Consider the following 19,317-nt stretch of genomic DNA (forward strand, 5'->3'; position numbering starts at 1 on the left):
ACGCGGCGCAAATGACAATCCGGTGGCGCGAGGAGCCTGGACTAGGAGGGGGCGCCGCAGTTGCTGCACGTTCCGGATTGGGGTCGGAACGTGCAGCGTCTGGGTACGGCAAGCAGAGAAGTCCACACACTACACTGTGGATGTGTACGGTATACCGGGGCGTGGTTAACGCAGGGTTAATCAACCGTAGGGCGATAATCTTTTTCTTGCAGCGCCTTAAAGGCCGTCGAACGCGCAGATCGCATGCACCGGAACGCCCATCGCCTCGAGCCGTTTGCGCCCGCCCAGATCGGGCAGATCGACCACAAAAGCACAGCCCAGGACTTCGGCCCCGAGCCGTTCAAACAGCTTGATCGAGGCCTCCGCCGTGCCGCCGGTGGCCAACAAATCGTCCACGATCAGGATCTTGTCGCCGGCGGCGACGGCGTCGTCATGGATCTCGACCACTGCCTCGCCGTATTCGAGTTGATAGGCCTGCTCGATCGTGCTGCCGGGCAGTTTGCCCTTCTTGCGCACGGCGACAAAGCCTTTGGAGAGCTGATGCGCCACGGCTCCGCCGAGGATGAAACCGCGCGCCTCAAGGCCTGCGACGGCGTCGATGTGCTGCCCCACGAAGGGCGACAGGAGTTGATCGACGGCGAGCCGAAAGCCACGCGGATCCGAAAACAACGTCGTGACATCGCGGAACAGGATGCCCTCATGCGGGAAATCGGGGATGGTGCGGATGTAGTCGCGCACGGGTTTGTCGGCGATCATGTCAGACCTTTCAATCCGATCCGCGTACGGGCACGCCGGGCCGCGGATAATGGCGCCGGAGGGCGGCGGCATCCTGCCCGCGCAGGCGGGTCATGGAATTGCCGTTCTCGGCAAAGATCGACCGCTCATAGGCAGGCGACGCGATATCGGTGACAAGCCCAAGCGATTGCACCAGTTCTTCAAGCACGACCGATGCGATTTCGCGGCGCCTGATGTCGTGGCTGATGGCGATGGAGGCGGCGACGATGTCTTCGCCGCGCGAGCGGATCGCGACCCGGCCGATGGCAATGGAGGAGCCGTCGAGTTCGTCGAGGCCGGTGCCTTCGATCACGCCGCCCTGCGGGGCGTCGACGAGGAACACGGGGATGTCCATTTCGCCCTCGTAGACCCGTTCGAGAAACAGGTGCGCCCCGGCGCCGTTGATCTCGTCAATCGCGGCGTCGATGGCGGCATCCACCAGATCGAAGCGGTAATCGGCAAAGCTTTCGGCGGAGGCGGCGATGCCGACGCGCAGGCCCAGGCGGCGCTCTTCGGGCCAGTAGATGAACGGTTTGGAACATTCGCCAGCCGGTTGCGCCCCACAGGCGACCAGCCGGTAGAACGCATTGTCCGAGATGAGGTCGGGAACGGTGATGAATTCCTGTGCCGCGGCGGGGCGCGGAAGAAACACAAGGCTCAGAAGAATAAGAAGAATGGACCGCAACATGGGCAAAGTGATGGCGTGCCGGGCGGCGTGGATCAAGCGCGCGGTGCACAAAGCCCGCAACCTGTTGCGCGCGGGCAAAGGTCAGCCGCCCCAGCGCGTCACCGCCCCCGCGAGACCGTCCCAGCTGCCCCAGCCCAGGACGCGGGCGGGGTTGGTCGGCGGCGGCATGCGCACGGCATCGAGGCGCGCAAAGCCGAAGCGCGCGTAATAGGGCGCATCCCCCACCAGAAGCACCCGCGACCAGCGCGCCTGCACGGCCGCCTGAAGCCCTTCTTCCATCAACAGCGCCCCCAGGCCTTCGCCCTGCCGCGTCGGGTGGACCGCGATGGGCCCGAGCAGCAGGGCCTCGGCCTGCGCGACCCGCACGGGCCAGAAGCGCACTGCACCGGCCACGATGTCGAGATCATCGCGCGCGACCCGGCACAGACCCGCCACCGGCGGCACGCCATCGCGCAGCCGGTACGACGAAAGGGCCTCCCGCCCGGGTGCAAAACATGTGTCGTAGAGCGCTTCGACCTCCGCGTGATCTTCCGCGCATTCCTGAATGATCCGGTACATGGCCTTCCCGCCGCCTCTGGTCAGCGGCCTAGCACGGGGGTAGGTCTTTGCCAAACCACGAGGATTATCGCACATGTTCTATCGACCAGCCGAGGGCCATGGCCTGCCGCACAACCCCTTCAACGCCGTCGTCACCCCGCGCCCGATCGGGTGGATTTCCACGCGCGGATCAAACGGCGCCGACAATCTTGCGCCGTATTCCTTCTTCAACGCGGTCGCCTATGTGCCGCCGCAGGTCATGTTTTCCTCGACCTCGGCCAAGGACGATCGCGGCGACACCAAGGACAGCGTCGCAAACATCCGCGAAACCGGGGTGTTCTGCGTGAACATCGTGGAATACGCGGCGCGGGACGTGATGAACCAGACGTCGGGCCCCTGGCCGAAGGAGACGGACGAGTTCACCGATGCGGGCATCGCGCGCGCGGCCTGTTCCGAGATCGACTGCGCCCGCGTGGCGGACGCGCCTGCCAACCTCGAATGCCGGGTGACGCAGATCGTAAAGCTGGAAGGGGCGGCCAATTTCGCGGTGTTCGGCGAGGTTGTGGGCGTGCATCTGCGCGACGATTGCCTGGTCGATGGCCTGTTCGATGTGACCCGTTTCAACCCGCTGACGCGCTTGGGGTATCGCGACTATTCGGTCGTGCGCGAGGTGTTTTCACTCACCCGACCGGGCGAGTGAGGCCTGGCGGGGCGCTCGCGGCCGAGCGCCCCTTATGTGTGACTGCGCCCTCTTTGGTTTGAAAAATACCTCCCGCAGAGCGTCCTCCCCCCACCACCCCGAGACGGCGTGCGTGGCTCAAGCTCAATGATCGCCGAGAATACCGGTGCGCACCGAGTAATCGGTTGCAATCTCGTAGTCGGGGTCATCGTCGCTGTCGATCACCAGATGGCCCGCTTTTTGCAGCAGCGCATGGCAATCGCGGGTCAGGTGGCGCAGCTCGATCTTCTTGCCCGCCGCCTCGTATTGCCCGGCCAGCTTTTCGATGGCTTGCAACGCGGATTGATCGGCCACCCGACTCTCGGCGAAATCCACGATGACGCGGGTGGGGTCTTCGGCAGGGTTGAACAGCTCGCCGAAGCCTTCGGCGGATCCGAAGAAAAGCGGCCCCTTCACCTGATAGACCCGCGCGCCCTCGGGCGTTTCATAAGCGGTGGCCGAGATGCGCTTGGCGTTCGACCAGGCATAGGCCAGCGCCGAGACGATGACACCGACCACCACCGCGGTTGCAAGGTCCGTGGCGACCGTGACCACCGTCACGAGCACGATGACGAAGGCATCGGTCAGCGGCACTTTGAAGAGGATTTTCAGGCTGTTCCACGCGAAGGTGCCGATGACGACCATGAACATCACACCGACCAGCGCGGCCAGCGGGATTTGTTCGATCAGGGGCGCGCCGACCAGGATGAAGGACAACAGGAAAAGGGCCGCCGCAATGCCCGCGATGCGGGTGCGCGCGCCGGATTTCACGTTGATCATCGACTGCCCGATCATCGCGCAACCGCCCATGCCGCCGAAAAAGCCGGTCACGGTATTGGCCACGCCCTGCGCCACGCACTCCTGGCTCGCGCCTCCTTTCTCGCCGGTGATCTCGCCGACGAGGTTGAGGGTCAGCAGGCTTTCGATCAGGCCGATCGCCGACAGGATCAGCGCGTAGGGCAGGATGATCCAGAGGGTTTCAAGCGTGAACGGGGCCAGCAGATCGCCGTAGAGCCCCTGCACTTCGCCGCCCGAGAAGGTGAAGGGGATGTGGAAGGGCGGCAAGCCCCCCGCGATTTCCGCCAGATCGCCGACGCGCGGCACGTCTATGTTGAAAATCAGCACAATCGCGGCGGTGATCCCGATGCCTGCCAGCGGCGCGGGCACGACGCTTGTGACCTTTGGCAGAAGCCAGATGATCACCATCGTCAGGGCCACAAGCCCCAGCATCATCGCCAGTGGCCAACCGCTCAGCCATTCGCCCCCCGCCATGCCGTGGCCCGATACTTCCGCGGTGCCCGGAACCTGGAATTGCGTCAGCTGTGCCAGGAAAATCACGATCGCCAGACCGTTCACGAAGCCGAGCATGACCGGGTGTGGCACCAGGCGGATGAATTTGCCCCACCGCATGATCCCCACGAAGATCTGGATCAGACCCATGAGGATCACCGTCGCGAACAGGTATTCCACCCCGTGCACGGCCACGAGGCTGACCATCACGACCGCCAGGGCCCCCGTCGCGCCGGAAATCATGCCGGGTCGCCCACCGATCACCGCCGTGATCAGGCCCACGAGAAACGCGGCATAAAGCCCAACCAGCGGGTGCACGCCCGCCACGAAGGCAAATGCCACCGCCTCAGGCACCAGCGCCAGCGCCACGGTCAGGCCCGCGAGGATCTCGATCCGGATGCGGCCCGGTGTCATGCCCCCGCCCATGTTCGACAGATCAGGAGAAAAGCGGCCAGACGTGACCGCCGCCAGAATGCGGCTCATATGTAAAACCTCGAAGGATGATGTGCGCGTCACAGGCCCGGCACGGGCCCTTGTTTGGTAGGCTGGTAGAATGAATGCAGCGTTAAGTCACGGGTTTCCTGCGCGGTGCTGATGGGCCGCGTTGCGCAAAAACCATAGCCAGAGCGCTTGTGGCACACCGGGTTTTCCGACGCCAATGCGCTTGCGGCTGCGGCCCTGCGGTGCAACGCTCGCCCGGCAGCAAACGGGGGTGCCCATGGACAGATATCTTGCCATCATCGGGGGATCGGGCCTGTATCAGATCGACGGGCTGACGCATGCAACCTGGGTCGAGGTCGACAGCCCTTTCGGCAAACCATCGGACGCGATCCTGACTGGGCGGCTGCACGGGATTTCCGTCGCCTTCCTGCCCCGCCACGGGCGCGGCCATGTGCATTCTCCCACGACGGTGCCCTACCGCGCCAATATCGACGCGCTCAAACGTCTGGGCGTGACGGATGTGCTCAGCGTGTCGGCCTGCGGCTCGTTCCGTGAAGATATGGCACCGGGCGATTTCGTCATTGTGGATCAATTCATCGACCGGACGTTCGCGCGGGAAAAGTCTTTCTTCGGAACGGGTTGCGTAGCTCATGTGTCGGTCGCGCATCCGGTGTGCCCGCATGTGTCCGCCACTGCGCGGGCGGCCGCACAGGCGGCGGGCGTGACGGTCCATGACGGCGGCACGTACCTTGCGATGGAGGGGCCGCAATTCTCGACACTGGCGGAATCACAGCTGTACCGCGAGCGTTTTGGCTGCGACGTCATCGGCATGACCAACATGCCCGAGGCCAAACTCGCCCGCGAGGCCGAGCTTTGCTATGCCTCCGTCGCCATGATCACCGATTACGACAGCTGGCACCCCGATCACGGCGCGGTCGAGATCACCGAGATCATCGAAACCCTACACGGCAACGCGGCCCACGCGCGGTCCATGGTCGACGGTGTCGCCCACGCCCTGTCACCCGTCCGCGCGCCCTGCCCCGCAGGATGCGACCGGGCGTTGGAGCATGCGATCATGACCGCGCCCGAGGCCCGCGACGCGGACGTGATGGCGCGCCTTGATGCCGTGGCGGGCCGGGTGCTGTGACGCGCGGGATCGGGGCGACATAACAAAAGGGACTACGTTTCATGCCAATGGACACCTGGCTGACCTTCGTCGCCGCCTCGACATTTCTGGTCCTGATCCCCGGCCCTACGGTGCTTCTGGTGCTCAGCTACGCGATCAGTCAGGGCCGCCGCGTCGCGGTTTCCACCGCAGCCGGTGTCGCAGTGGGCGATCTGGTTGCGATGACGGCGTCGCTGGCGGGGCTCGGCGCGCTGGTGCTGGCCTCGGCCACGCTCTTCACACTGCTCAAATGGGTGGGCGCCGCCTATCTGGTCTACCTCGGCGTCAAGATGATCCGCGGCGCGCGCACCGCCGCGTTCGCCCTACCCGAGGCCGCGGCCGTTTCCGCCCGCCGCACCTTTGGCCACGCCGCCGCCGTCACCGCGTTGAATCCCAAATCCATCGCCTTCTTCATCGCCTTCGTGCCGCAGTTCATCGCGCCGCAGGCGCCGCTGCTCCCGCAATTCGCCATTCTGATCGCCACATTCGTGACCATCGCGACCCTCAATGCGTTGGCCTATGCGCTCCTGGCCGGAAGCCTGCGCAACCGCTTGTCGCGCCCGGGGGTGATCGCATGGCTGACGCGTACAGGCGGCGCAACATTGATCACGATGGGGGTGCTCACCGCTACTTTGCGACGGGGCACCTGACCTGACTTTGACTTCCTTGTTTCAGAAATACTCCGGGGGAGTCGCCAAAGGCGACGGGGGCAGCGCCCCCCAGACCCCATAACACCTACGCGCAAGGCCCGCGGCCTCAGCCCTGCCGCTTGAGCCACGCCATCACGCCGTCGCGCACCGACTGCGCCCCGGTCGCGCGCGCCTCTGTGATCACGGCGCGCGCTTCGCGCAGGTCCACCCGCCGCAGCAGCGATTTCACCGGCCCGATGGAGGCCGGGCGCATCGACAGGCTGCGCAGCCCCATCGCCGCAAAACAGACAGCCTCAACCGGACGTCCGGCATCTTCACCGCAAAAGCTCAACGGCGTATCCCCTTCGGCGCAGCGATGCACAACCTGCTCCAGGAAGGTCAGGAAGCTGACGTTGAGCGTATCATAGCGCCGCCGCACCCGTTCATTCTCGCGATCCGCGGCGAAGAAAAACTGTTTCAGATCATTGCCGCCAATGGAGATGAAGTCGGCCAGTTCGAAGAAATGCGGGGGTGCAAAGGCCAAGCTGGGGGTTTCCAGCATCGCGCCCACCTGAAGCGTTTCCGGCAGCGCATGGCCCAGTGCCGCTTCACGGTCCATCTCGCGCATCAGGTGATCGCGCGCCTGGGTGAACTCATCCAACTGTGCGATGAACGGGAACATCACCGACAGGGGACGCCCGTTCGCGGCGCGGATCAGCGCCTGCAATTGCATCCGCATCACGCCGGGCTTGTCGAGGCCCACGCGGATCGCGCGCCAGCCCAGGGCCGGGTTCGGCTCATCCTGCGGCTTCATGTAGGGCAGGACCTTGTCGGAGCCGATATCCAGGGTACGGAAGACCACGCGCTTGCCACCCGCCGCATCCATGACCCGCGCGTAAAGGTTGGCCAATTCGCCCCGCCGCGGCACACGCGCGCGGGTCAGAAATTGCAACTCCGTGCGAAACAGGCCAACCCCTTCCGCGCCCGAGGTCGGCAGCGACGGAAGATCGGCCATCAGGCCCGCGTTCATGTTCAACTGCACCACGGTGCCGCATTTGCTTTCGGCGGGCTTGTCACGGATCGAGGCATAGCGCTCCTGCGCCTCGGCCTGCATGGCAAGCTTGTCACGAAAGGCGCTGGCGACCGTGTCTTCGGGGCGCAGGTGCACGATGCCCTGATCGCCATCGACCAACACCGGATCCCCGTTGAGCGCCTCGGTCGCGATGCGTTTGGCGTTGATCACCAACGGGATCGCCAGCGCGCGCGCGACAATCGCGGCATGCGAGCCGACCGAGCCGCCCTCCAGCACCACCGCCTTCAGGCTGCGCCCGTAATCCAGCAGTTCCGCAGGCCCGATATTGCGCGCCACCAGCACCGGATCGGAGGGCAATTCCGCGCCGGTGTCCTTGCCCTGACCGGTCAGTCGCCGAAGCAGGCGGTTCGACAGGTCATCGAGATCATGCAACCGGTCGCGCAGATACGCATCGGGCACCGTTTCCATCCGCGCGCGCGCGCTGGATTGTTCCTTCTCGACCGCGGCCTCGGCGCTGAGGCCAAGGGCGATGTCCTCTTCCATCCGCCGCAACCAGCCACGGGATCGGGCGAACATGCGATAGCTTTCCATCACCTCGCGCTGTTCGGCGTCACCCACCGGCGCGCGGGTCAGCATCTGATCAATATCCGTGCGCAGCTGATCGACGGCTTCCACAAGGCGCGCGCGTTCGGCATCGGGGTCCTCGGCCACGGGGCGGGTCACGACAACGCGCGGCTCGTGCAGCCAGACATGGCCCATCGCGGCGCCTTCCTGCGCGCAGACGCCTTTGAACATGAACTGGCTGGTGTGCCGTGCCGACAGGGCCGCGCCCTCGCCGACAAACGCACCAAGCTCGGTCATCTCGGCCAACACCATCGCGACAACTTCGAGCCCATAGACCTCATCCTCGGAAAACTCGCGCGCGTCCTTGGATTGCACCACCAGAACGCCAAGACGTTCCCCCAGGCGCTGGATCGGCACACCCAGGAATGACGAAAACCGTTCTTCGCCGGTCTCTGGCATATAGCGAAAGCCGCGCTCGTCGGGGGCATTGGCGGTGTTGATCGGGCGGGCGCTTCGCGCCACGCGCCCCACAAGCCCCTCGCCGATGCGCATCCGGGTGACGTGGACTGCTTCAGCGGCAAGCCCTTGCGTCGCGCAAAGCTCAAGCGTTTCGGCATCGCGCAGAAGGTAGATGGAGCATACCTCCGAGCCCATCGAATCCGCGATCAGATGTGTGATCCGGTCCAGACGCTCCTGCCCGGCATCGGCTTCGGCCATGACAGCCTGCAGCCTGGAGAGCAATTTCCGGCTTTCTGTTTCAGGTGTTTTTGTCATCTGTCCCGCATCTTGGCGGCGCATGTGCAGCCGTCACACAGGATGTAGCCCGCCCACAGGCGGTCGCGCAACAGCGGCTGTGCCGGTGGGCCACAATCGTGGCCGTCTAAGTGCCGGTCGCGACGGGGGTGATGTCAGGGACGCAAGCGGATGTTGAGGGCCCGGATCAGCGGGTCACTCCAGATCTTCCGCCGCAAGTGCCAGCCGAATTTCCCGGCGAACCATCTTGCGCACGTTGCGCGTGATGCGCTGGCCAAGGACGCCCTGCAACTCCTCGCGCACGACATCGACGATGATGTCGCGCAACGTCTCTTCATCGAGCACACCTTCCTCGGCGTCGAAGATCGTGGCCGATGGGACCGCATCTGAGGCCTCGTCGGCGGCAAGGGAGGCCAATTCGGGCTCGGCCTGCGTCTCGACCTGCGGCTCTGGCGCGGCGTCGGACTGCACGGGAGGCTCGGCGCGCGGTCGTTTGCGTGAGAACACCGGCGTGATCCGCATCGCGTCGTCGGTGTCTGTATCGGCTTCGGTTGCGGTCTTGGTTGCGGAGGCCTCGGATGCAAGCGCCACAGATTTTTCGATGGGGTTGGCTTCTGCATTGGCGGCATCGCTGTCTGGCTCCGCCGCGGGTACGTCTGCGGGCCTTGTCTCAGCGGTCTCCGGTGTCTCTGGGTCGCTTTCGATTCCATCTTGCGCCGAGTCTTCCGGCATGTCGATTGGCGCATCCGCTTGCGTCATCTCCGACTCTGCTATGTCCAGTTCGGCCTCGGGCGCATCCGCTTCGGCGTCGGATGCGTCCGTTTCAACGGGGCTGCGCAGGTCATCACTCGGCGGTGATTCTTCCGCCACCTCCGGCCCTGCGGCGTCCGGCGTATCCTCGGGTTCAGGCATGGCCTCTGGCTCGGCCCGGACCGGGTCGCGGCGGGCCACAAGGGTAAGCAGAGCGGCCTCCGCGCCGTCGCCCGGCCAATTGTCATCGCCGGTCTCGGATTCGAAATTCGAAGGCTCGGGAGCCATGCCGTCCAACAGGGCCAGGTCGGCCACATCTTCGGCGCTGGCGATGTCATCTTCGGGGGCTTTTGATGGCGCGGGATCGGCGGTGTGGTCCTGTGTCGTATCCTCGATGAACGGCTCATCTTCGGCATGCGCGCCGCCCGCGCCGACGGTGTGATAATCCATCAGGCGATCTTCGGGCTTCCACGCGCTTTCATCCGCAATCTCGGAAGGTATTTCAGACCCTTCTTCTTGCGTCGGCGCGCGGGAGAGCACGTCGAGAACATCGGCTTCCACGGCTGCGTCAGGCGTTGCATTCTGTTCCGTCTCGGTCACCGGAGCCCAGGGATCATCGGCCTCGCTGACGCGCTGCGATGGGGTCAGGACGAGGCGTTCGGCCGAGGTGTCGTCGGCTGCTTCTGCGGCCTCGGGTGCCTGTGGCGAAGCGGCGTCCTGGGCCAGCTCTGCGACGTCCTGCGTCGCGTCTGTTCCTTCGGAGTCGTGGTCGGAGACAAGCCTGCGAATGGACGCAAGAACATCTTCGATCTCTGCCGGCGTTTTCGCGGGGTCGGACATTCCATGCTCTCCTCTGGCGCGGTCCCGATCATGGAAATCGCACGCACCACTGGCGGCCCTGTGCCGGGCCGTCCTGGACCTCAATTGGCCTTCTAGATACTCAAAAGCGGTTAATCATACAATAAGCCCGGCCCGCTGCGTGCGGCCGATTTGCTTCAAATACGGCAGGCTACGGCCACGAGCAGGCACATCAGAGGTCGGGTTCAGTCCCGGCCGATCCGTTCCAGCATCGAATCGAGTTGCGCGCCCTGGGGGCTGTTGAGCCGCGACGGTGCGTTCGAGAACAGATCCGCATAGGCCGCCGGATCGTATTCCGGCACGTTCAGATGCAGGTTCGACACCGTCAGCAAGCCAGAGGCCGCGAGCAACTGATAGCAGGAGAGATAGAGGTCGGTCTGCGCCTGGATCCGGCTGATGCGCGCATCGAGCACGTCCTGCTCGGCGTCGAGCACGTCAAGTGTGGTGCGCGCGCCCAGGGACGCCTCTTCCTGTACGCCGCGAAAGGCCAGTTCGGAGGCTTCGATCTGCTGATCGGCGGCCTGGATCTGCGCGTTGGCGATTTGCATCCGCGCCCAGGCATTGCCGACCGCTTGCAGGTTCAGGCGCACCTGTTGGCTCAGGCTGGAGCGCACAGCGGAGGCCTGCGCGCGCGATTGGCGTTCCAGCGACAAAAGCTGCCCGCCGCGGTAGATCGGCTGGGTCAGGGTGATGCCTACGGTGCCCGTTGTGCCCTCGGCGAAGGGATTGGCAGAGTTTTCAAAGACTTCCGTGGCGCGGCCTTCGAGGCTGATCTGCGGACGCACGCCGGCGCGGGCTTGTTCGATCCCCAACTCGGCGGCTGTGACCTCGTGCTGCAAGGCGCGGATCGCGGGGTGTTCCTGCCGCGCGAGGGCCTGCGCGGCGGCCTCGGTGCGGGGCACGTTGGGCAGGCTGCCGGGGCCCGACAGGCCGTTGGGGTAGCGCCCGACGGCGAGGTTGAACAATTCGCGGCTGATATCGAGCGCGCCCTGCGCGGCGGCCAGTTGCGAGCGCGCTTGCGCCAATTGCGCTTCGGCCTGCGCCACGTCTGTGCGGGTGTCTTCCCCGACCTCGAAGCGGTCCTGCGCGGCGCGCAGCTGCTGGGTGATGACGCGCACGTTGCGTTCACGCACACCCACGACCTGAATGTCGCGCCAGACGTTCATATAGGCGGTGACGGCGTCCATAAGCACCTGCTGCTCAAGCGAGATGAGTTGCTCACGCGTGGCGAGCACGGTTTCCTCGGCCGCCTCGACCGCGAAGCTGCGCGCGCCGCCGTCATAGAGCAGGTATTCCAGCACGAGCGAGGCCGACGCGTTCGATGTGTCGTTCACCAGCTCGCGGTTCATCGACGCGACGAAGGTGAGCACCGGGCGCAATTGCGCGACGGCCTGCGCCACGCCCTCGTCCTGCACCCGCAGCAAATAACGGTTTTGTTCCAGTAGGTTGGAATGGCGGTAGGCGTCAATCATCACCTGCCGCAGAGTGTCGGCCTGCACCGGAAGAATTGTGATGCACGACACGCCGAGAGCCCAGGCCGTGGCCTTCGCCCGCGCGATCCATTGAAATGCCATGCCGATCCCCCGATTGACCCGGACTGTCCTGGAGCAGCGCCAGTCGTCCCTTGATGTTTGCGGGCAGCCGCTGCCCTCAGAAAGCGAAACTTGGTGCGTTTTCGAAGCCGGGCAAGACCGGTGCGGTTGCGTTGAAAACCATGCGCCAGCTGACCTGACCGCCGGTCTTCACACCAACGCGCGCCTCGCCCAGAGCGCCGTCCATGAAGATCGCTGCGATGTGGCCGCCGTCCTTGAGCTGATCGAGGAGCGTGACCGGCACGTCCTGCACCCCGCCGAAGATCATGATCATGTCGAAGGGGCCGTGCTTTGGGCTGCCGTCAGACAACGGGCCGGTCACGAGGGCGGCGTTGTCTACGCCTTGCTCGGCCAGCGCGGCCTCCGCGTCGCGCGCGAGGTCTTCGTCTTCTTCGACCGCGACGACCGCCTCGGCCATACTGGCCAACAGCGCGGTGGTGTAGCCGGTGCTGGCACCGATTTCGAGCACCAGATCCGTCGGCGCGGGCGTCAGCGCTTCGAGCAGCTTCGCGATCGCGCGCGCATCCAGTAATTGGCGCGCGCCGCCCAGATCGACGGGCGTGTCGGCATAGGCAATATCGCGTTTCGCATCGGGCACATAGGCCTCGCGCGGGACACGCAGCATCGCATCCAGAATTGGGAATTTGGTCACATCCGAGGGCCGCACCTGCGTGTCGACCATGGTGACCCGGCGTTGCGTGAAGTCCGGCATGAAACTGAACCACTCCGTCTAGTTTTCCGATTTGTTGTTGCACAAGCGCGTTTTGGTGGCAACCGCCCTCGCCGCGCAGCGCGCCCGATGCGACGAAAGGCACCGGGTCCGCGCCGCGCAATTCGCCCGCACCCTTGCCCTTTCGGGAAATCACGCGGAAAAGACGGCATTCTAACACCCCTTCAGCGGATCTCAGGCCTCGCCATGGAAAACGACACCGAAATCGACGACGGCGCGGACGTCGGCGCGGCAGAAAACGGCGCGGACGCCACAGCCGAGCCCGCAATGGAGGCGGTCGAAATTCCGCCCGCGCCGCCCCTTCCGGAATGGGCCGAGGGCTTGCCGCCCGTCGCACAGCAAGCGGTCGAATTGGCAATGCAGGGCCTCAACATCGCGCAGGCGTGGCTGCTGAGCCCGGCGGCGTGGTCGCAATTTGCGCTGCTCTTGCTGGCCTTTTTGCTGGCGCGATTCATCACCAAACGGCTGCGGCCCAAGTTGCGCGTATGGTTGACACCGCCCGAAGGCGCGGCGCGCATCTTCGACAAGGCCCGCGTGTTCTTACGCCAATTCCTGCCGCTGACCATGCCGCTTTTGGCATTTGCGTTCACCGCATTGGGGGAGCAGGCGACGCGCACGATCTTCGACAGCGGCGCGGTGATCGCGCTCGGAAAGGGATTGTTCTTGTTCCTCGCCGTACGCGCGCTGGTCCGAGATATTCTGGCGGACGGATTCCTGAAACTGCTGGGGAAATTCGTCCTGCTGCCGATGGCAGCCCTTTACGCGATTGGCCTTTTGGGGCCCGTGATGGCCCGGCTTGAGGCGGTCATCGTGCCGCTTGGCAACCTGTCATTCAGCCTGCTCGACCTGATCCGCTTTGTGGTGATCGGCGGCGTGATCTTCTGGCTCGGGCGCTGGTCGAACGACCAATCCGCGACGCTGATTGAACGCCAGGCCGAGATGCGTCCGGCGACCCGCCAACTGGCCGTGAAAACCGCCGAAATCGCGATTTTTGGCGCGGCCTTTCTGGTGTTCATGAACATCATGGGCATCCCTTTGACGTCCCTCGCTGTGCTGACCGGTGCCATTGGTGTGGGTCTTGGGTTCGGGCTTCAGAAGATTGCATCGAACTTCATCTCGGGCGTGATCCTGTTGCTTGAGGGGCAGGCCACTGTCGGCGATTTTGTCGAGCTTGACGGCGGTGAGGCCGGGACGATCATCAAGATGACCGCGCGCGCGGTGATCCTGGAGACTTACGATGGCCGCTGGATCGTGGTTCCGAACGAGGATTTCATCATCACGCGAGTGGTGAATTATTCCGACAGCGGCTCCGCAAACCGGTATGAGGCCGCGTTTTCCGTCAGCTACAACACTGATATCAACACCGTACCCGCCATCGTCGAGGCCGCCGTAGCGACCCATGCGGACGTGCTCGACGCGCCCTACCCGCCCGATTGCGAATTGCGCGGCTTCGGCGACAGCGGCATCGATTTTGCGGTGGAGTTCTGGGTCAACGGGATCGACGATGGGGCGAATAAATACACCTCCGACGTTCTGTTCCTGATCTGGAACGCGCTCAAGGCGCACGACATCGAAATCCCTTTCCCGCAACGCGTGGTCGAGATCAAAGGCGGCCTGCCAGACGCCGGGTCCCGCGATTAGGGCTTGCCGCGCTCGGGCCGCTCACATATTGCATGCACCACACCACGGACGGCGAGTTGGCGGAGTGGTGACGCAGCGGATTGCAAATCCGTGTACACCGGTTCGATTCCGGTACTCGCCTCCATTTCATTCTAAATCATAGGGTTAGCGGCTGAGCGCTCGGGTGGGACACAAAGTGGGTCACCCGCCCTGTGATGCTGTCATCCTATCTAAGCCCTTCTCTGCACGGTGTTTATTGCTTCCGTTGCCCGTTCCCTCCGTCCAAAGAGGGAAAGCGAACCACCGTTCATATCTTGTTGCGGACCCATTGTGCGGATCGGGCTGGTGATTTGGCCCGCCATCTTGCATCGTGCGGTCGAATACTGCGCGAGAACAATGCATTGGCGGGACTGAGACATCCGAACATGGTGCATCGCCGCACGTCCCATGATCTCGGGGCTCAACGTGGAATATCAAACGCCGGTGCGTTTGGTCATTCGGGAAGGCTCCTTCGACACCCGGCCCGTCTTACGGAAAGCGCCACTGATGATGCCGTGTCATCTAGATGCCCAGGCTTCCGATGGCCACGAACACCGCCAGCACCGCCGCCCATTGCGGGACGCGCATCCGCTCGCCCATGAAAATCGTGGCAAGAACCACCGTGATCAACCCGAAGGTCGAGGCTGCAACAGCGGCAAATTCCGGATAGGGCAGACTGCCTGCCGCCGACACAGCGCTGATGGCAATCAAGTCGAGCGTGCCCATGATCGCAAAGATCCAAAGCGAGCCTATCCGCGGCAAAAGGCTTGTGCGCCACAGCACTGCAAGGGCCATGACCATCACAATGGCCGCGACGCGGAACGGCAGCATCATCGTCCATTCATCCGCAAGGACCGTGGCGGATTGGCTTAGCGCGAAGGCAATCGCAAAGCTTGGCCCCGAGACCAGCGACCAGAAGATCGCCGCACCCTTTGACCCGTCGGAGGCGCCGTCATCGCTGCTCATCGCGATGAAAGCCACGCCGCCGATCACGACGAAAACCGCGGCCCAGTGAAACAGCGTCAAGGGACTGCCCGTATAGGCCGCCCATCCCATGGAGATGATCGGATAGGCCCCGATGATCGGTGCGACCAGCCGGACGGGACCGATTTCAAGCGCCTTGTAAAGGCCCAGACCCGCCACGCCGTACACCAGCCCCGCCGCGAATGCGCGCACATATGCCTCTGTCGGGGCCTCGGACGCCGCCCCCCACGCAAGCGCGAACGGCAAGGCGACCAATGTGCCAAGGGTCAGGACCGACACCAGCGACGCGAATGTCCCCTCCGCGGCGCTGACCTTGCGCACGCACAAGTCATGTACCGCCCAGGAAAACGCGGCCAGAAGACCCAGAAGAAGTGAGGCCAAAGGTCTCTCCGATCCGAAACTTGAGCTGTGTCCAAGTGTCTGTGACACTGCCAGGACCGGCTGAGCAGATTGCAGTTGATCCCTGCATCATTATTCTTAAAGTTAAAGTAATTTTCCGCTGAGGCAACACTTGTGTGCTAGGGAGGTCAGCGTGCTAGACGAAGCTTACCCCAATGTTGTGCCCGGTCCGCCAAGGCCCAGCCGGGTCTTTGTCCCGTCGGTCTTTACCCTCCCGCCGGGCACTGAACGCTATGTCGTGGAAGGCTGCGGCGCGGCCCTGATACCGATCGAGGCCGGCGACACGATCCGCGTCGTCAACACCGAGGGCGGCCAGCCCTGCGAGATCATCACCGCAGGTGCAGGGGGGCGTCTGGTGGACCTGCTCGACGCCAGGGCCACCGCCCCGGCAGGCGGCCTGCAACGGCTCCTTACCTCCGCCGACCACTCGCTGCGCGGCCTGCGTCTTGGCATTGAGACACGCGGCATCGACATCGCCGCCGCCAATGCAATCCATCTGTTTGAAGCCACAACCCCCGCCGGCACCGACGAAACCCTGACCGCCCAATCCGACGGCATTCTCATCGTCGCGGCCCCGCACCCCAACCCCACCGGCCAGATGGACCCGGAGGTCCAAGACACCGCCTCCCCCCTCACGGTCTGGATCACGCGGGCCACGATCAAGCCGCAAACGGGCTTTGCGCTTCCCGATCCGCTGGCCGAGCCGATTGAAAACATCCGCGTCCACTCAGCCACCGCCGAGGCCTATTTCGTCAAGGCCGGGGACTACATCCAGATCCTCGACGTCGATGGTCGCCAATGCACAGACTTCGAGTGTTTTTCCGCCCGCAAGCTCGACCAGGGCATCGAACACGCGCTTGACGTCACCACCACACGCACGCTCATGGGCCACGCCTATCCGATGCCCGGCCTGCACGCGAAATACTACGATCAGGAAATGCTGCCACTGGTCGAAGTGGTCCAAGACACTTGCGGACGCCACGACGCCTTCGCGCTGGCGTGTTCCGCCAAGTACTACGATGACATCGGCTATCCCGGCCACGCCAACTGCTCGGAAAACTTCAACTCTGCCCTGGAACAATTCAACGTCTCGGGGCGCCGCGGCTGGATGGCGATCAACTTCTTCTTCAACACCGCCATCGACGAGCACGGTGTCATGTATGGCGACGAGCCGTGGTCGCGCCCCGGCGATTACGTGCTCTTGCGTGCGCTGACCGACATTGTCTGCGTCACCTCAGCCTGCCCCGATGACACCTCGCCCGCGAACGGCTGGAACCCCACCGACATCCACGTCCGCACCTATTCGGGCGACACGACCTTCCAACGCGCCATCGCCTTCCGGGCGACCCCAGAGGCGGAGCCCAAAATGACCAAACAAACCGGCTTTCACGAGTGCTTCGCCCGCCACACCCGCAATTTCATCGAATACAACGGCTACTGGCTCGCCAATTGCTTTGCCGAGGCCGGGCCCATCGAGGAATACCACGCCTGCCGCGAGGCCGTCGTGATGATGGACCTCAGCCCCTTGCGGAAATTCGAGATCACGGGGCCCGATGCCGAGGCGCTTTGCCAATACATCTTCACCCGCAACATGAAGACGCTGGCCGTGGGCGGCGTGGTCTATACCGCGATGTGCTATGAACACGGCGGGATGATCGACGACGGCACGGTCTTCCGGCTTGGCAAGGACAACTTCCGCTGGATCGGCGGCAATGATTATGGCGGTGAATGGATCCGGAAACAGGCCGAAAAACTGGGCCTCAAGGTGCTCGTGCGATCGTCGACCGACCAACTCCACAATGTCGCCGTGCAAGGCCCAAACAGCCGTGATCTCCTGCGGGAACTGGTCTGGACCGCGCCGCACAATCCCGAATTCGACCAGCTTGGCTGGTTCCGCCACACGCCTGCACGCCTGCGCAACGAATCCGGCACGCCCTTCGTCTTGTCCCGCACAGGATATACCGGCGAGCTTGGGTATGAAGTCATGTGCCACCCCAAGGATTGCGAGGAACTTTTCGGTGCGATCTGGGACGCGGGCCAAAGATACGGACTCAAACCCATGGGGCTGGAAGCGCTCGATCTGGTCCGTATCGAGGCGGGTCTCATCTTCGCGGGCTACGACTTTTCCGATCAAACCGACCCGTTCGAGGCCGGCATCGGCTTCACCTGCCCGCTCAAATCCAAGACCGACGATTTCATCGGCCGTGACGCGCTGATCCGGCGCAAGGAGAACCCGATGCGCAAGCTGGTGGGCCTCGACATCGACAGCAATATCGACATCGCGCACGGCGACTGTCTCCACATCGGACGTGCGCAAATCGGAGAGGTCACCTCCTCCATGCGCTCGCCGGCTTTGGGCAAGAACATCGCCATGGCCCGCATTGACATTGCCCACGCCGCGCCGGGCAACCAGATCGAGATCGGCAAACTCGACGGCCACCAGAAACGCATCCCCGCCACGATCCGTCCCGATCTGGCCGCCTATGACCCCAAGAAGGAAAGGCCCCGGTCGTAATCCATGCAAACCGCGCTGGACCAGATCGGCGGGGAAGACGCGCTCTATCGCCTTGTCACGCGCTTCTACGATCTGCTGGAGAGCGACCCGGCGCTTTATCCCCTTCACCGCTTGCATCTTCGCGGCCACGGCCTGAACCATACTCGATCCGAGCAGTTCAATTTCCTCAGCGGCTTTCTGGGCGGGCGGCGCCATTACCACGAGAAGCACGGCCATATGGACCTGCGCGAAATTCACGCCCATGTGCCGATCCGCGACGCCGACGCGCAGATGTGGCTCGACACCATGGACCGCGCGATCTCGGATTGTGGCCTCGGCGCCGATTTGCCCGAGCCCGTCCGCGCGACGTTGCGCAGAGCCGCGCTGATGCTGGTCAATGATGTGGCCGATTGGAGGATTGAATCGTGAAACACCTTCTCACCACTGCCGCGATCTGGGCCGCAACAGCGCTGAACGCCCAGCCCGTGGCCGTGCAACTCGACGCCGACGAGGTCACCGCGCTGCTCACCGGCAACACCGCGATCGGCGACTGGGATGGCGTGCCCTACCGCCAGTATTTCGGCGAAGACGGCGTGACGCTCTTCGCGCAGACCGAGGCGCGCACGACGCGCGGCCAATGGCGCATTGATCCCGAGAGTGACGAATATCAAAGCCTCTGGCCCGGTGATGACGATTGGGAAGGCTGGATCGTCATGGTCTGGATGGACGAGTATTATTGGCTCAGCCGCTCCACGCCGCCCACGGTTTTCGAAGTCGTCGAGGGCCAGCAATTGGTGGAGGAATGAAAGGCGCGGCCACGGGTCTCGCGCTCTTCCTTGCCGCGAATAGCGCCTTGGCTGATGAATTTTGCGATACGCTGGCCGCGATGCAGGCCGTGGCGGGCGACCCGGATGCCCGCCACGTCACGGTAGCCTTCCCCGATGCTGCAGCCACCGAGGCGCCATGCCGCGCGGTGCTGGAACTGGGCGGCATTCGCTCGCTCTCGTGCAATTGGTCGTTTGCGTACCGCGCGGCGGAGGCGCAGGCGGCGTTCGAGGCGCTCTCCACGGCGATCACGGAATGTCGCGGCGACGCGCTCGCCAGCGACGCGCCGGTCAACCATCCCGACACCTATGATCTGCTGAGTTTTGAGGGCGGTGTCAGTGCCGCCCTCAAGGACAAGGCGAACCTTGGCGAGACCTTGGTGATCTTGCGTGTGCAGGGCTGAGGCGTGGTTAATCAAAGGTAAACGAAAACGC

Annotated in this window: 17 protein-coding genes and 1 tRNA gene; 9 read left to right on the forward strand and 9 right to left on the reverse strand. The window is 64.1% G+C overall.

Features of this window, described 5'->3' with window-relative positions; all coding sequences use genetic code 11:
* Nucleotides 1-216: 216 nt before the first annotated feature.
* The 3 genes from V8J83_RS07820 to V8J83_RS07830 all read right to left on the reverse strand — a co-directional run bounded on the left by V8J83_RS07820 (nt 217) and on the right by V8J83_RS07830 (nt 2,020).
* Nucleotides 217-753 (reverse strand): adenine phosphoribosyltransferase, encoded by a 537-nt coding sequence (locus tag V8J83_RS07820; protein ID WP_339986029.1) that lies wholly within the window; start codon nt 751-753, stop codon nt 217-219.
* Between the two features lie 13 nt (nt 754-766).
* Nucleotides 767-1,462 carry a DUF2927 domain-containing protein gene (locus V8J83_RS07825; RefSeq protein ID WP_339985156.1) on the reverse strand — a complete coding sequence of 232 codons (696 nt, stop codon included), beginning with the start codon at nt 1,460-1,462 and terminating at the stop codon, nt 767-769.
* Between the two features lie 81 nt (nt 1,463-1,543).
* Nucleotides 1,544-2,020 (reverse strand): GNAT family N-acetyltransferase, encoded by a 477-nt coding sequence (locus V8J83_RS07830; RefSeq protein WP_339985158.1) that lies wholly within the window; start codon nt 2,018-2,020, stop codon nt 1,544-1,546.
* A gap of 73 nt (nt 2,021-2,093) precedes the next feature.
* Between V8J83_RS07830 and V8J83_RS07835 the strand changes: the two genes are divergently transcribed.
* Nucleotides 2,094-2,699: a flavin reductase family protein gene (locus V8J83_RS07835; protein ID WP_339985160.1), complete on the forward strand. Its 606-nt coding sequence runs from the start codon at nt 2,094-2,096 to the stop codon at nt 2,697-2,699.
* Nucleotides 2,700-2,822: 123 nt separating this feature from the next.
* On the opposite strand, the gene V8J83_RS07840 is transcribed toward V8J83_RS07835, so the two are convergent.
* Nucleotides 2,823-4,433, reverse strand: coding sequence for a SulP family inorganic anion transporter (locus tag V8J83_RS07840; RefSeq protein ID WP_339986031.1), 1,611 nt, complete (start codon nt 4,431-4,433; stop codon nt 2,823-2,825).
* A gap of 292 nt (nt 4,434-4,725) precedes the next feature.
* On the opposite strand from V8J83_RS07840, the gene V8J83_RS07845 reads away from it, so the two are divergent.
* Nucleotides 4,726-5,595 carry an S-methyl-5'-thioadenosine phosphorylase gene (locus V8J83_RS07845; RefSeq protein WP_339985162.1) on the forward strand — a complete coding sequence of 290 codons (870 nt, stop codon included), beginning with the start codon at nt 4,726-4,728 and terminating at the stop codon, nt 5,593-5,595.
* A gap of 41 nt (nt 5,596-5,636) precedes the next feature.
* A complete protein-coding gene (locus V8J83_RS07850) occupies nt 5,637-6,263 on the forward strand; it encodes a LysE family translocator (protein WP_339985163.1) in 627 nt (208 codons plus the stop codon).
* 106 nt (nt 6,264-6,369) lie between these two features.
* On the opposite strand, the gene ptsP is transcribed toward V8J83_RS07850, so the two are convergent.
* From ptsP to V8J83_RS07870, 4 genes are all read right to left on the reverse strand, one after another.
* The gene (gene ptsP / locus V8J83_RS07855; RefSeq protein WP_339985165.1) at nt 6,370-8,613 is read right to left on the reverse strand and encodes a phosphoenolpyruvate--protein phosphotransferase; all 2,244 of its coding nucleotides are present in this window, start codon (nt 8,611-8,613) and stop codon (nt 6,370-6,372) included.
* Nucleotides 8,614-8,787: 174 nt separating this feature from the next.
* Entirely contained in the window at nt 8,788-10,182 is a 1,395-nt protein-coding gene (locus tag V8J83_RS07860) for a hypothetical protein (protein ID WP_339985167.1), read from the reverse strand.
* A gap of 203 nt (nt 10,183-10,385) precedes the next feature.
* A complete protein-coding gene (locus V8J83_RS07865) occupies nt 10,386-11,774 on the reverse strand; it encodes a TolC family outer membrane protein (protein ID WP_339985169.1) in 1,389 nt (462 codons plus the stop codon).
* Nucleotides 11,775-11,850: 76 nt separating this feature from the next.
* Nucleotides 11,851-12,504, reverse strand: a complete 654-nt coding sequence (locus V8J83_RS07870; RefSeq protein ID WP_339985171.1) for a protein-L-isoaspartate O-methyltransferase family protein — start codon at nt 12,502-12,504, stop codon at nt 11,851-11,853.
* A 375-nt stretch (nt 12,505-12,879) separates the two neighbouring features.
* Here V8J83_RS07870 and V8J83_RS07875 point away from each other — a divergent pair, with 375 nt between their 5' ends.
* Together V8J83_RS07875 and V8J83_RS07880 are read left to right on the forward strand one after the other, a co-directional pair.
* Nucleotides 12,880-14,163, forward strand: a complete 1,284-nt coding sequence (locus V8J83_RS07875) for a mechanosensitive ion channel family protein (RefSeq protein WP_339986033.1) — start codon at nt 12,880-12,882, stop codon at nt 14,161-14,163.
* Between the two features lie 50 nt (nt 14,164-14,213).
* Nucleotides 14,214-14,287 (forward strand) — tRNA-Cys (locus V8J83_RS07880).
* A 416-nt stretch (nt 14,288-14,703) separates the two neighbouring features.
* Here V8J83_RS07880 and V8J83_RS07885 read toward each other — a convergent pair.
* Nucleotides 14,704-15,546 (reverse strand): EamA family transporter, encoded by an 843-nt coding sequence (locus V8J83_RS07885; protein WP_339985173.1) that lies wholly within the window; start codon nt 15,544-15,546, stop codon nt 14,704-14,706.
* A 151-nt stretch (nt 15,547-15,697) separates the two neighbouring features.
* On the opposite strand from V8J83_RS07885, the gene V8J83_RS07890 reads away from it, so the two are divergent.
* From V8J83_RS07890 to V8J83_RS07905, 4 genes are read left to right on the forward strand one after another with little or no spacing between them, the layout of a single operon-like run.
* Entirely contained in the window at nt 15,698-18,079 is a 2,382-nt protein-coding gene (locus tag V8J83_RS07890; RefSeq protein WP_339985175.1) for a trimethylamine N-oxide demethylase, read from the forward strand.
* Nucleotides 18,080-18,082: 3 nt separating this feature from the next.
* On the forward strand, nt 18,083-18,487 hold the full coding sequence (locus tag V8J83_RS07895) for a group II truncated hemoglobin (protein WP_339985177.1): 405 nt from the start codon (nt 18,083-18,085) through the stop codon (nt 18,485-18,487).
* Nucleotides 18,484-18,864, forward strand: a complete 381-nt coding sequence (locus tag V8J83_RS07900) for a hypothetical protein (RefSeq protein ID WP_339985179.1) — start codon at nt 18,484-18,486, stop codon at nt 18,862-18,864. Before V8J83_RS07895 ends, V8J83_RS07900 begins: the two co-directional genes overlap by 4 nt.
* Nucleotides 18,861-19,286 (forward strand): hypothetical protein, encoded by a 426-nt coding sequence (locus V8J83_RS07905; protein ID WP_339985181.1) that lies wholly within the window; start codon nt 18,861-18,863, stop codon nt 19,284-19,286. The genes V8J83_RS07900 and V8J83_RS07905 overlap by 4 nt, the downstream gene beginning before the upstream one ends.
* The last annotated feature ends 31 nt before the right edge of the window (nt 19,287-19,317 follow it).

Source organism: Gymnodinialimonas ulvae (assembly GCF_037543845.1).
GTDB lineage: Bacteria > Pseudomonadota > Alphaproteobacteria > Rhodobacterales > Rhodobacteraceae > Gymnodinialimonas > Gymnodinialimonas ulvae.